The sequence below is a fragment of the Paenibacillus anaericanus genome (genome assembly GCF_003994475.1).
In the GTDB taxonomy this organism is placed as follows: Bacteria; Bacillota; Bacilli; order Paenibacillales; family Paenibacillaceae; genus Fontibacillus; species Fontibacillus anaericanus.
In genome coordinates this window covers 22,056-35,472 of the sequence record NZ_RZNY01000002.1, presented here as the reverse complement: position 1 = coordinate 35,472, position 13,417 = coordinate 22,056, and the positions used below count along the sequence as shown (strand labels likewise).

At 43.4% G+C, this 13,417-nt stretch carries 14 protein-coding genes; 5 read left to right on the top strand and 9 right to left on the bottom strand.

The window, feature by feature from the left end; all coding sequences use genetic code 11:
• Window positions 1–72: 72 nt before the first annotated feature.
• On the bottom strand, window positions 73–1,305 hold the full coding sequence (locus EJP82_RS02440; protein ID WP_127190442.1) for an aminopeptidase: 1,233 nt from the start codon (window positions 1,303–1,305) through the stop codon (window positions 73–75).
• Window positions 1,306–1,391: 86 nt separating this feature from the next.
• Window positions 1,392–2,747: a TrkH family potassium uptake protein gene (locus EJP82_RS02435; protein ID WP_127190441.1), complete on the bottom strand. Its 1,356-nt coding sequence runs from the start codon at window positions 2,745–2,747 to the stop codon at window positions 1,392–1,394.
• A 163-nt stretch (window positions 2,748–2,910) separates the two neighbouring features.
• Between EJP82_RS02435 and EJP82_RS02430 the strand changes: the two genes are divergently transcribed.
• The 3 genes from EJP82_RS02430 to EJP82_RS02420 all read left to right on the top strand — a co-directional run bounded on the left by EJP82_RS02430 (window position 2,911) and on the right by EJP82_RS02420 (window position 4,893).
• Window positions 2,911–3,177 (top strand): hypothetical protein, encoded by a 267-nt coding sequence (locus EJP82_RS02430; protein ID WP_211350029.1) that lies wholly within the window; start codon window positions 2,911–2,913, stop codon window positions 3,175–3,177.
• A gap of 50 nt (window positions 3,178–3,227) precedes the next feature.
• Window positions 3,228–4,307, top strand: coding sequence for an AI-2E family transporter (locus tag EJP82_RS02425; protein WP_127190439.1), 1,080 nt, complete (start codon window positions 3,228–3,230; stop codon window positions 4,305–4,307).
• Window positions 4,308–4,425: 118 nt separating this feature from the next.
• Window positions 4,426–4,893 carry a hypothetical protein gene (locus tag EJP82_RS02420; RefSeq protein ID WP_127190438.1) on the top strand — a complete coding sequence of 156 codons (468 nt, stop codon included), beginning with the start codon at window positions 4,426–4,428 and terminating at the stop codon, window positions 4,891–4,893.
• A gap of 86 nt (window positions 4,894–4,979) precedes the next feature.
• Here EJP82_RS02420 and trxA read toward each other — a convergent pair whose 3' ends face one another.
• Window positions 4,980–5,309: a thioredoxin gene (gene trxA / locus EJP82_RS02415; RefSeq protein ID WP_127190437.1), complete on the bottom strand. Its 330-nt coding sequence runs from the start codon at window positions 5,307–5,309 to the stop codon at window positions 4,980–4,982.
• Window positions 5,281–5,682, bottom strand: coding sequence for a MerR family transcriptional regulator (locus EJP82_RS02410; RefSeq protein ID WP_127190436.1), 402 nt, complete (start codon window positions 5,680–5,682; stop codon window positions 5,281–5,283). Before EJP82_RS02410 ends, trxA begins: the two co-directional genes overlap by 29 nt.
• Before the next feature lie 175 nt (window positions 5,683–5,857).
• On the opposite strand from EJP82_RS02410, the gene EJP82_RS02405 reads away from it, so the two are divergent.
• Window positions 5,858–6,283, top strand: coding sequence for an Rrf2 family transcriptional regulator (locus tag EJP82_RS02405; protein ID WP_127190435.1), 426 nt, complete (start codon window positions 5,858–5,860; stop codon window positions 6,281–6,283).
• Between the two features lie 262 nt (window positions 6,284–6,545).
• Here the strand turns inward: EJP82_RS02405 and EJP82_RS02400 are convergent, their stop codons facing one another.
• The 5 genes from EJP82_RS02400 to ssuD are packed head-to-tail and all read right to left on the bottom strand — an operon-like array spanning window position 6,546 to window position 12,132.
• Window positions 6,546–8,156, bottom strand: a complete 1,611-nt coding sequence (locus EJP82_RS02400; protein ID WP_127190434.1) for an amidohydrolase — start codon at window positions 8,154–8,156, stop codon at window positions 6,546–6,548.
• 59 nt (window positions 8,157–8,215) lie between these two features.
• Window positions 8,216–8,983, bottom strand: coding sequence for an ABC transporter permease (locus tag EJP82_RS02395; protein WP_127190433.1), 768 nt, complete (start codon window positions 8,981–8,983; stop codon window positions 8,216–8,218).
• A 34-nt stretch (window positions 8,984–9,017) separates the two neighbouring features.
• Window positions 9,018–9,878 (bottom strand): ABC transporter permease, encoded by an 861-nt coding sequence (locus EJP82_RS02390; RefSeq protein WP_127190432.1) that lies wholly within the window; start codon window positions 9,876–9,878, stop codon window positions 9,018–9,020.
• A 9-nt stretch (window positions 9,879–9,887) separates the two neighbouring features.
• Window positions 9,888–10,982 carry an aliphatic sulfonate ABC transporter substrate-binding protein gene (locus EJP82_RS02385; RefSeq protein ID WP_127190431.1) on the bottom strand — a complete coding sequence of 365 codons (1,095 nt, stop codon included), beginning with the start codon at window positions 10,980–10,982 and terminating at the stop codon, window positions 9,888–9,890.
• A gap of 22 nt (window positions 10,983–11,004) precedes the next feature.
• Window positions 11,005–12,132, bottom strand: coding sequence for an FMNH2-dependent alkanesulfonate monooxygenase (gene ssuD / locus EJP82_RS02380; protein WP_127190430.1), 1,128 nt, complete (start codon window positions 12,130–12,132; stop codon window positions 11,005–11,007).
• 307 nt (window positions 12,133–12,439) lie between these two features.
• Between ssuD and EJP82_RS02375 the strand changes: the two genes are divergently transcribed.
• Window positions 12,440–13,222, top strand: a complete 783-nt coding sequence (locus EJP82_RS02375) for a TetR/AcrR family transcriptional regulator (RefSeq protein ID WP_127190429.1) — start codon at window positions 12,440–12,442, stop codon at window positions 13,220–13,222.
• The last annotated feature ends 195 nt before the right edge of the window (window positions 13,223–13,417 follow it).

Sequence of the window (13,417 nt, the reverse complement as noted above, 5' to 3'; positions counted from 1 at the left end):
CTGTGATGTGTAACAGAAAAAGGGTCAAGTCGGTGGATGTATCCACGACTTGACCCTTTTTAACATATAGTATTAGATTGCCCAGTTTCCGTTTGCAAAAATTTGTTCTTCCTTACCATCTTTAGTAATACCAAAAATGTTCATGTCGGCTGAACCAACCATAAAGTCTACATGAGTAAGGCTGTGATTAAGGCCATGCGCTTCTAATTCTTCTTGAGACATGGATTTACCGCCTTCAAGGTTAAATGCATAGGCATTCCCAATAGCCAAATGATTAGAAGCATTCTCATCAAAGAGGGTATTGTAGAATAGAATGCCGGATTGAGAAATAGGGGAGCCATGAGGAACAAGCGCTACTTCTCCTAGATAATGTGCTCCTTCATCCAGTTCAACGAGTTGTTTCAAGGTATCTTCGCCAACTTCGGCGCTAAAATCGACGATACGTCCTTTTTCAAACTTAATGGAGAAGCCGTCAATGATGTTACCATTGTAACTTAGTGGTTTTGTGCTAGCCACGGTGCCATTAACTCCTGTTTTGAGTGGAGCCGTAAACACTTCTTCTGTCGGAAGATTAGCGAGGAATGAGTTACCTTGCGCATTAATGCTATCAGCAGCAACCCATAGATGTCCTTGTGGTAACTCGATCGTAAGATCTGTTCCTTTGGCTAAGTAATGAAGAGCGTGATATCTCTTGTCATTTAGATATTGTGCTTTTGTATTAAGATTCGCGATATGCGCTTCCCAAGCTCCCAACGTATCCTCTTGATCAACCCGTACAGTACGGAATATAGCTTCCCACAGCGCGTCTACTTGTTGATCTTCCGGTAGATTAGGGAACACTTTAGCAGCCCAAGCCTTTGATGGAACAGCTACGATTGACCAACTGAATTTGTCAGACATTTGAAGTTGACGATATTTGGTCATAGCCTTACCATATGTGATTTGATGATTTGTTAGTCGTTCAGAAGATACGCCGTTGAGTAGATCTGGATCGGAAGAAATGACATGCAGCACAGCAGCACCCTTCTCTACTAATTCAAGCATTTCACCTGCATACCATTTAGGTTCGTCTAGGAATGACTCTTCAGCAGCCATATCGTAACGAAGACGTGTTACTGTATCGTCTGTCCAGTTGACTTTGACGGATCTTGCACCTGCTTCATAAGCTTGTTTAACAATAATACGCACCAATTCAGCAGAATCAATTGTCGCATTTACGATCAAAGTTTGACCCTTCTGAACATTAGCACCCACTTTTACTGCTAATTCAGCGTATTTCTCTAATTTTTCTTGAAAATGGGACATCTCTATTCCTCCAAATGTATAAAGTATCTTATCCTTACTATCTTACTACTATTGCAAAAAGCTATCCATCCATTTCCTATATTTTTTTAACCAATGGTTATTTTTCCTTCAGGATAGCGGTAAGGTTCTTTACTCGCTTTCGACGTAATTGCATACGCCAGTGTCAGCGGTCCAACACGACCTAAGAACATGACGAGACTGAGTAGAATTTTACTGATATCCGTTAACTTTGGTGTCAGATCAAGACTAAGACCTGCCGTAGCAAAGGCCGATGTTGTTTCAAATAAAAGCACAAGGAATCCACGATCCTCGAATACAGATAAAATCATGGCTACGAAAATAACAAGGAAGAGGGCCAACCAGGTTTGTGTTATGGCTCTTAAAATAGATTGTTTAGATATCCGCTTGCGGAAAAAGACGATGTCTTCTTTCCCTCTCACCATGGCATACATGGCTCCAAGTAGGATAGCGAATACCGTAACTTTGATCCCACCTCCTGTCGAGCCTGGTGCGGCTCCAATAAACATCAGCAATATGAGTAGGAACTGAGTAGATTGATTCATATCTGCAACACTGACGGTGCTTACACCCCCAGAACGCGCACTGATCGAGTGGAAGAAGGAAGCAAAAATGCTGTCTCCAAGTGACAAAGACTTGAGTGTAGCCGGATTAGTAATCTCCATCGTAAAAATCGCGAGAGCGCCGATCATAATGAGGGTAAACGACATGCTGAGCACTATCTTTGAATGTAACGATAACCTACGAGTGCTGCGGAAATTTAGTAAATCAGACATGACAATAAACCCAATGCCACCAAGGAAGATCAGGATCATGAACACAATATTGACGAAGGGGTCTCTAGCGTATGCGGTCAAACCAGTAAATGGACCCGTGATCATTCCAAATAATTCAAAACCGCCATTATTGAAAATAGAGATACTGTGAAACACACCGAAATAAATGGCTTGTGAAAGCGGCATATCGAGCGACCATCTTGTTGCTAGTAGTACGGCACCTACAGCCTCAATAACCAGTGAATATATCATCACCCGGCGGATCAGCGAGAATAGTCCTTCCATGGAGTTATGATTCATTGCTTCTTGTAGCACGAGACGTTCCCGTAGTGAGATGCGGCGGTTGAATGCTAATGCGATCAATGTACCCATAGCCATGAATCCGAGGCCACCAATTTGGGTAAGTGTTATTACAACAATCTGTCCGAACAAGGAGAACTGAGTGCCCGTATCGACGACCGCTAAACCCGTCACGCAAGTGGCAGAAGTAGCGGTGAAAAATGCGTCAATTAAATCGAGCTTTTGGCCATCTGCTGAGGAAATAGAGAGAGAAAGGAGGAAAGTACCGATCAAAATAATAACGGCAAATCCATAGGTTATGGTTTTAGCTGGGGTTATTGGATTCCAAGATTTGTTCGGCTTCGGCAATGCAATTCCACCTCGAATGAGTCAACTTGATATTAACGAAAAACATGATACGATATTGTAAGCAATAAATGACGCACCTAAACATCAAAATTTGATTATAGCCTAACTATGTCTAAAATTGTAGCATATTTAGGTAATAGTACTAGAAAAGGAGTCAAAAATTATGCAATTGAATATTATTACAGCGGAAATGAACAAGCAGGAGGACGGTACCTACATAGGGAAGACCGTGTTTCAGGTAGAAACACACAAAGTGAATTATGAGGTTACCTTCTTCAGTAAGCGAGGAAATGATTGGGATTACAGCCTGCATTTTGCTGGAGAGCCTGGTGATGAAGAGCAATTTCTTTTAGTTGATGCTTATATTGAACAGAATGATGAAGCTTTTGATAGTCTTCTAGATGCCGCTTGGGACAACCTGCCTGAATAACAGCAGGTTGTTTCTCTATTTGGTTGATAAAAGGAGGGAATAGACATTTGATGCGAAAACCATTTTTTCGAATCAGCCTTGGGATCATAATGGTCCTAACGATTATTTTTTTATTGTCAAAAGTCACTTTTATATTCAATCCACTGATCACTATGCTTCAAATCTTGCTCGTACCCATAACGGTATCAGGATTTCTGTATTATTTACTTCGCCCCATCGTAAACTATCTAGAAGGCAAGAAGTTAAACCGGATCTTATCAATACTACTCATATACTTGCTATTTGCTGGTGTGGTCACGATCTTTCTAATTGTTGTATGGCCTCCCTTACAATTTCAGGTCACGGATTTTGTTAGTAATCTCCCCAAACTGATTAAGCAGTTGCAGATCCAAATGGATGATTTTCGGAGTAGTAAGTTCCTTTCGATGTTTAATAGTGGGGATACGCAACTTACTGATAAAATAACGGAATATATTAATTCAGGTTTCGAATTAGCTACTGGTTATATGACTCATGTGTTCTCATTTCTTAATGATTTCTTTATTGTTGTTGGTACGGTACCGATTATGTTGTACTACATGCTCAAAGAAGATGATCGAGTAACACCAACCCTAGTTCGACTTACCCCGAAGAAATATCGGCCAGATACCGAGCATGTGGTTCACGAGATAAACCATGCACTTAAAGGATTTATTGCTGGGAGAATGATCAGTGCTCTGTTGCTAGCTGTCATGACCCTTCTAGGTTTTTGGCTTATCGGTCTACCTTATTCACTACTGCTTGCAGTCGTGGGAGCACTCTTTAATTTTATTCCTTATTTCGGTGCACTTCTAGGTGCGATACCTTGCGTAATCGTTGCATTTACAGTTTCACCGTCCATGGTAGTATGGGTTATTGTTATCGTCGTTGTTGCACAGCAAATTGAAGGGAATTTGATTTCTCCCTATATATACGGCAAAACGATCAGTATCCATCCATTAACGACGATCATTCTGCTACTTGTAGCAGGGGACTTCGGTGGAATCCTAGGCATGATTCTAGCTATACCTGTCTATATGATGGCCAAGATCATTGTAGTGCGTATCTATGAGTTGTTTTTTAGTGATAAAGTAGAGGAATTGACAGGATAATTCCAATTTTATTCCATTTGTTTTGGAATCGTGATCAAAATCATATCTACAGCCCCTTGGCATGGGAGATGATTAACTTATACAGAGGTAATCATAAAATCTCAGGGGGATGATTAGTATGGCAGTAGTCGCCAAAGGCGGAAAGTACTTTTACGCTTGGAGCAAAATACTTCCTGATGGATCTTTTTACCTGCCGGAACAAGCCCTGCAGGAATACAATATCAAAACCGAATCTAAAGTAATTTTAATGACAGGACGTAATACTACTAAAGGCTTCAGTGTAGTCTGTAAGGATTTAATCCCAAATTCGCCTCTCGCTGCAGTATTCGCTAGCATGCCTGAGCTTCAGAATTTTGAAATTCCGGAAGGACACACGATTGTGTTTAAAGAGCGTACATTCTGTTGGGCCTACTTGAACAAAGAGGGTTATATTACTCTTCCAACAAAGACGTGGAATGAATTTGGTGTAAATGTAGGGGACAAACTACTTAGCTTGCGAGCTACACATCTTGCTTTCAACAATTTATCTGAAGGCCCTTACATTGAACAAGCGAAGCAATTGCGAGGCATTCTGATTTATGAATGAGATGACTTATGGAACAAGGACATCGGATCGCATGGGAGTGCGACTCGATGTCCTTGTTTGTTTATTTCAGTGCCATGCTGACGATATTAAGAATTCAAGTCTTCGTATTTAGCGATCAGTTGTGTATACACATCTTTAGGTCGTAACCCAACTAATTTCTCGGCAGGTTCTCCATTGTTAAATAGTATAACTGTGGGCATCGACATAATACCATACTTGGAAGCCAGTGCGGGATTATCGTCGCAGTTCACCTTTAGCACGTCAACTGTTCCACCAAGTTCCTCATGGAGTTGTTCAAGGATCGGGGATAATACTTTGCATGGTGGGCACCAAGGTGCATCGAAATCCACTAACGTTATTCCTTGCGTCTGTAGATCGGTTTGGAATTCATGTTCGCTCACTCGTTTGATTGTCATGGTATTCTTCCTCCTTCAAATCGGGGTTTTCTTGTAAAAGGTAATTCATTCGTTCCTCAAGGTTCGATCTGATAGCAGACAGTAGGGAGATTTGATCGTTTAATTCTTGCAGTTTGTTACGATACACAGGCATGATCTCCTTACAGAATGCTTCTTCACTTGTCATCACACAATGCAGGAACCCGGAAATTTGCTTCGTTGTCAGACCGAGGCTTAAGTAAAATTGAATCGTCTTCACCTGCTCAGTCATTAAGCCATGATATTCCCGATAACCGTTCTCCATACGGTTAGATGTAATCAGACCCTGCTCTTCGTAATATCGCAGTGATCGAATGCTTACTCCGGTTAACTTGGATAATTCACCGATTTTCATAAGGATGACCTCAGCTTTCGTCGAAGAGTTTGGGGTGTAACTATAGTATAAACCCTAACATTAGTGTGAGGGTCAATGGTTTTTATTGAGGATAGACTGTTACAAGCTCTATTGACAAATTGATTCGTTTGTAACTATGATTGTTACATTAGATTGTGAGAAGGGGGGAGTACTTATGACGATTAGCTCACGTTTTGCTGTTGCCATTCATATTCTGACACTGCTAGAAATCAATAAAGAGGGCGTAAGCACATCGGAGTATCTCTCTGGAAGTGTGAATACGAATCCCGTTGTGATTCGCAGAATTATAGGTATGCTTAACAAGGCTGGATTTGTCGAGGTTCGACCGGGAGTTGCCGGCACAAAGTTAGCACGCGAACTATCGGATATCACGTTACTCGACATTTATCGTGCCGTTCATGTTGTTGAAGAGGATGCTTTGTTTGCCGTACATGATAAGGCCAATCCTAAGTGCCCTGTGGGACGCAACATCCAGAGTACGATTGAACCGATCTTCTCTGAGGCGCAGAAAGCGATGGAGACCACTCTGGAAGCTGTGACACTCCAGGATGTTGTGGATGATCTGCTAACTAAAGAATAAACTTAGAATCCAAATCAGTCCTTGACTATATAAGACGGGAAGTAACGTTACGTTTTGGAGGATGTTACCATCGCTGTTAAATGAGAATTTCTTAATATACAAATATAGTGGTAGAAATTCTCATTTAAAGGCGAACGCTTTGCTTGTTCACATTCCTCCAAAACTTCACTGGCATGCTGGTTCTTGTCAAGCACTGATTTCAGGGCATACGCAAAAAAGGATCATCCGCGAAACAACCGGATGATCCTTTTATTTACCTAGTTTATACGTTAACAGTTGCCTTCTTGTAGACAACGCGACCACCTATTATTGTTTGCAGAATGGAGATCTCTTCGAGCTTGGTTGGATCGAAGGTTAGTGGATTAGAGGAGAGGATGACTAAGTCAGCTAATTTCCCGACTTCTACTGATCCTTTGTCTTGCTCTTCGAATGCTTGCCAGGCCGCATCGATAGTGATGGCACGCAGAGCCTGATAGGGAGTAATTCGATATTCAGGACCTAACACCTGACCGCTCGAAGTCAATCTATTGACTGCAACATTTACTAAATGTAACGGATTTGCTGGTGTGACAGGTGTATCGTTATGCAAGGTGAAGCGAATGTCTCTATCTACAGCAGACTTAAGGGGGCTAATACGCCGAGCTCGATCTTCACCCAAGTAGAAATCACGGTGATCGTCACCATAATAAAATACATGGTCATTAAAGAAAGAAGGCGTTACTCCCAGTTCTTTGATCCTGTCTAACTGATCTTCGCGGACAGTCTGTGCATGCTCAATACGATGACGGGCATCTGGGCGTGGATCATTCGACTGTGCTTCCCCAATAGCGAATAGCACATCATCAATTGCAGCATCGCCATTCGCATGAATCACCACCTGACGTCCACTCGAATGGATTGCACTTATTAATTTCGTTAATTCTTCTCTACTATGAATGGGAGAACCTCTAAATAGAGGATCTTCTTCTGAGTAAGGTTGATGATATGGATTGGTCAACCATCCAGTATCCCCTTGAATGGAGCCGTCCTGAAACAACTTTGCACCTTTCGACTTAACCCAATCCGTATCCACGTGATCCGGTACAGAATCGGGTTTGTAGAAGGAGATATTTATTAGGCGAATATCTAATAGTCCCTTGTCATGTGCACCGTGAAAGAATTTAGGGTCGATTCCTCCAGCTATGATCGCTGTGGTGATACCTTGGGCCACATAATCACGATTGGCGAGTGCGATTGCCTCTTTAAACTGTTCAGCAGTAAGCGGAGGAATGAACGATTCTATCAATTTGGCATTCTCCTGTATAAGCCCGGTCGGTTCACCTTTCGTATCGCGCTCAATCAATCCTTCAACGGGGGCAGAGCTTTCCTTGGTGATACCCGCAATTTCTAGCGCCTTGCTGTTGGCAACGCCCATATGACCAGAATTGTGAGTAATCCAGACAGGATGTTCTGGAAAAGCTTGATCCAGTTCATACCGATTAGGATGACGTTTCTCCTTCAGCTTGGATGGGTCGTAACCGAAGCCTGTAATCCATTGTCCGGCTGGTGTGTTCTGCGCCTTTTCTTGTAAAGCTGCTATTAGTTCTGCAATATTGGTGATTGACCCGCGAGGAGGGCTCCACAAGAGAGCGCCTTTTACTTCTAGAAATCCGCTGCCCGGAAAGTGGCCATGTGCTTCGAAAAAACCTGGTAATATGGTGTTTCCCTGAAGATCGATGATTTCGGTATCGGGTCCTTTTTGCAACAGTAAGTCATTGGTACTACCTACAGCGATAATACGGTCACCAAGTACCGCTACGGCTTCAACCGTGGAATCTTCTTTGTCGAATGTGATAACCGTTCCATTTATAAAAATTTGATCGGGATATGCCATATGAACACCTAACCTTTCAGGTAATGAAATGAAAATATTACGTATAGGATGAAGTGAGATCACCCTTTGTATGCATCTCTCCAGCGAAGTAATCTGGACTCTAGCAAACGTACGATGGAATCGGATAACTTACCAACAACGGCGAAAATAACAATACCTACGAATACAGCAGCAGTTTGCGAATATTCTCTGGCTTGCGAAATCATATATCCAATACCAGAACTGGCCCCCATAAGCTCAGCAACCACAAGACACAGCCAAGCAATCCCAAGAGAAAGTCGGATGCCAAGTAATATATTAGGAAGAGCTCCAGGCACAATCAGGCGGAAAAGTAGCTGTAGCCTAGAGTATTGCAGAACCTTAGTCACCTCGTATAACTTGCGATCCACGCCACGAACACCATTAAATGTATTGACGTATAAAGGAAAGAAAGCACCAAACGCAATTAGAATCACTTGAGAAAGCTGTCCAATACCAAACCACAAGATAATTAACGGAATGAGAGATAAAAGTGGAACCGTCCGCAGCATTTGTAGGGTAGGATCCAGATATTGTTCCGTCTGCTTAGAGACACCGACGACTAGCCCGAGAATCAGGCCAAGTGATCCTCCTAACCCAAATCCTATAGCAGCCCGCACTATACTTATTTCAAGGTGAATTAATAACTTACCGCTTTGGAGTTGCTGTATGAATTGGACGCCAATATCCCATGGGGTAGGCAAAAGAGCGGATGAGATAAGACCTAATGCCCCGGTTACCTGCCACAGTAGAAGAACAACAATAGGTAAAATCCAGGCTTGCACAGAATCCGGAAGTTTACTTAACATAAATATTTCCTCCCCCTAATTGCTGACGACAGCATCATGGATTGTCACCTAGATAACTATCACGCCAGCGGAGGAGCCGCTTCTCTAATAACTTAACCAAGGAATCGGTCAATTTCCCCACAATAGCAAAAATAATTATGCCTACGAACACTAAAGAAGTGATCGAGAAATATCTTGCATCCATGATCAGAAAACCAACGCCCGCACTAGAACCCATCATTTCAGCCACAACAAGCCCAAGCCAAGCTGCCCCGAGTGATAGTCGAATGCCTAACAGTATATTGGGAAGGGAGGCTGGAATGATCAACTTCGTGATGAGATCTCTGCGATTAAAACTCAGTACTCGAGCTACCTCAAATAACTTGGAATCCACGGAGCGTATTCCGAGAAATGTATTAACGTAGATGGGAAAGAAGGCACCTAAGGCAATCAAGAGGACTTTGGACATCTCGCCAAAGCCAAACCACAAAATGAACAATGGTGTAATAACCAGATGTGGAACGGTACGCAACATTTGAATGGATGGATCCAATTGCTTCTCTGCTAGGCGAGAGAAACCAGACCAAACACCGAAGGCAAATCCGATTGAGGCTCCGAGTAGGAAGCCAAGAAGGGAGCGCCAAATCGAAACGCGAAGATGTAGAAGTAGCTGACCGGACTGGGCAAGATGATAAAATTCCTCGGCAATGAGGTGGGGAGTGGGAAGGACGGTTGGACTAATATGTCCAACCGTACCCACGACCTCCCACACGATGAGAATCACAAGGGGTAGCACAAGACCCTTAATCAAGGTGATTCTTGCATTCTTACTCTGGATTTGGATAGACGTTTCTATTTTCACTGTACTCAATGAGTTGGATAGAATACTCTTCTTCTCTGTATGGACTGGCTGCATGGGTTCACCTCATGGTCTCGGTTCTTGGGCCGCATCCTTAATGGCTTGCTCGATAAATTGGTTATCTACAATCGTGGAGGTATCGATTTTCTTGCGGATGGTCTGCTGCTCAAATTGGAAATCAGCTGTTTGTTGCTGTTGTTCAATCACTTCAGGACTTATCGGTAGATTGACGGCTGCGTTTCGTTCCCGAAGCGCCTTGAGGACCGTTTCATCGATCTGAAATTGCTCTGCGTACAGCTTATTAGCCTCATCCTCATGTTGACTCTCCCAGACACGGGCTTGCTCATAAACCTTTAGAAAGGTTGTGACCAACTCAGGAAAGTCCTGAGCAAGCTTAGTACGGACAATCAAGAAAGAAGGGGAAAGGACGCCAAGCGTTTCACCGTCAGTTAAGATGGTGGCTTTTCCAGTGAGAACGTTCGTTGTTATATACGGATCCCAAGTGGCCCATGCATCAACAGCTCCAGTTTCAAAGGCAGGTTGAGCTTCGTTCGGTTGAAGTTGTATGACTTCTACATCTGTTGGTTTCAGGCCAACTTTGTCCAACCCTCGATATAGAAAGTTATAGGCATTGCTACCTTTTGCAACAGCTATTTTCTTACCCTTCAATTCTTCTACTTTTGTAATCTTGCTGCCCTTAGGTACAATGATGGCAACATTGTTTTTTCCTTCGATGATGTTAGATATCTCGGTGAATTTAATATCAGCAGCCTGAGCGGTAACAACCGGAAGATTGCCCAACCCAGCAAAGTCCAGACGGTTTGCAGCGATGGCTTCGGTCATGGGAGGGCCCGTTTGGAACTCAGCAAATTCTACTTTGACGCCAACTTTACCAAACTCTTCTTCAAACCAGCCTTTGCTTCGGGCGAGAGCATAGGGTCCTGGAGCAGGTTGGATACCAAGAGTAAGCGTCACTCCTTCATAGTGCTTGGTTGCTTCCGATGTGGAAGGGGCGGCAGTTTCAGTACTGGTATCCGCTGGAGCGGCGGTAGGGCTGTTCGATCCAGATGAGGAGTTCGTTCCGCTATTACCGCAGCCGGCAATCAAGAAAGGTAGTGCGATTAACAAGATTAATGTTCTACTTTTTCCTAACCTTTTCATTGGATAGTTCCTCCTTTATTATTCATTTCTCTGCATTTCCAAGCGCAACAGCCTCACCTTTGATGCTTGAAGTTAGTTTATTTCGGTTTGAATCACGTCCAGTTAGCGGAAGATGCGGAAATAGAAGTTCTGCCACTCGGTAGGCCTCCTCTAGATGCGGATATCCAGAGAATACAAAGGTCTCAATTCCGAGGTCAGCATATTCCTGCATTCTGGCGGCCACGGTTTCAGGATCACCTACAAGTGCTGTTCCGGCACCACCACGTACAAGACCAACACCGGCCCAGAGGTCCGGGCTAATTTCAAGCTTGGTACGGTCTCCGTTATGAAGATCAGACATTCTCTTTTGGCCTACGGAGTCCATTTTGGCAAATACCTTTTGGGCACGAGCAATGGTGTCGTCGTCCAAATGAGAGATCAATTCGTCAGCCGCTTTCCAGGCCGCCTCGCGTGTTTCCCGTACGATAACATGGAGCCGAATTCCGAATCGGACGGTGCGTCCTTCCTGTGCCGCAAGGAGCCGAACGGCGTCAATCTTGGCTTTTACCTGATCCGGTGGTTCTCCCCAAGTGAGGTAAACGTCGATATGCTTAGCTGCCGTCCGTATTGCTGCATCCGAAGATCCTCCGAAATACAGCGGTGGGTAAGGGGTTTGAACAGTGGGGTACAACACTTTTGCTTTGTTTACCTGAATGTGTTTACCAGAGTAGGTGGTTTCCTCTTGCTTGATAGCCTGACGCCATATCGTTAGAAACTCATCTGCACGTTCATAACGCTCGTCATGATTAAGGAAAACACCATCCGCTTCTAACTCTTCTGTGTCTCCTCCAGTGACTATGTTTATCAGAAGGCGACCTTCAGAACTACGGTCAAAAGTAGCTGCCATTCTGGCAGCGAGCGTCGGAGACATAAGGTCTGGACGGATGGCGACAAGAAATTTGAGTCTCTTGGTTAAAGGAATAAGGGATGATGCGATGACCCAAGCATCTTCACAACCTCGTCCGGTGGGGATCAGCACTCCGTCGAAACCTAGATCGTCAACAGCTGTAGCGATTTGCCGGAAATACGCTGGCGTAGCTGCCCTACTTCCTTTATCAGTCCCTAAATATTTGCCATCGCCATAGGTTGGAATAAACCAGAATACATTCATGAATGAGCAGCTCCCTTCAGATTATTGATTATTCGCATTAAAATCCTTGGTTTTATGAACAACAAAAAAACCATACAGACATTCTTGTCTACAGACTGAACATAGCTTTTCCCAAGTAGGAACAACCATTGAACGCCTTCAGTAGACCGATCGGCTGATGGTGATTTAAGTCATTATGTTATTGTCTTCCAATATAAATTCTAGTAATCCGATGTGTCAAGTGAATTTTAGTCTGGATAAGTCAAATTGACGGATTCCGGGTTTCCCATATAGAATGGCGCTATGAACTGAACCATGACAGGAGACCATGATGACTCACAATGAATCAGTGCGGGAGCAAATTCTGGAGTCCGCGAACCACATTATGAATAACGAGGGGGTTCAAGCTCTTCGTATTTCACGCATTGTCAGCGAATGCAAAATAAGCAAGTCAACGTTTTATCAACACTTTTCCTCGAAGGAGGAGTTGTTTGATAATATACGGGATAGGGGAGAAATAGACCTTGCAGAGATCCGTTCTATGCAGAATAGGATTGTAGCTGCAGCAGTGGAGGAGTTCTCCAAACATACATTTCAGGACATCGATATGGAGGATATAGCAAGGGCGGCGGGAATTACCCGATCATCATTATATCGCTATTTCTCCAACAAAGAAGAGTTACTTGTAGCCAGCATCCATAATGAGCAGGACAGAAGATTTCAAACCCTTGAGAATCTGCGAAAAGAAAGTGACGATCCAATCCTTTTTTTTGAGCTGTTCATGAATTATTTTGATCGTTACGCCAATGATCCCAATACCAGTCATCTGTACGCAACTATGATTTATTACTCCAAACACAACGCTCAAGTTAAGGATGGCTTTGACCGCCTAAGGGAATATACGGTGAAGCTGTTACAAGACAATTTGGAGGAAGGAAAGCGGAGGGGGCTATATAAGCAAGAAGTAGATTCTGGAGTGTATGCACAAATGTTTTTCTCCGTAATGTCGGGTATCAACATACACTCGCCATCTACCTTCAGTTCCGTCTCTCGCCAGTTTCTAGAGATGATGAATAAGGAGATTGGAATTAAATGTGTAAAAAGGGATTGACAGCGCAGAATGTACCGCCTAGAATGTGGAGTAACATTTCAGACACGGAGTCTCACTCCGGTACATACATAGATACTATATAGATTTTAATGTGGCACTGACAGTTTCAAGCCACATTACACAAAGTTGACCAGATCTACTGGAGACCGCATGTTCATGCCGGCAAATTGCCGCTAATGAATTTCGGTCTCTTTT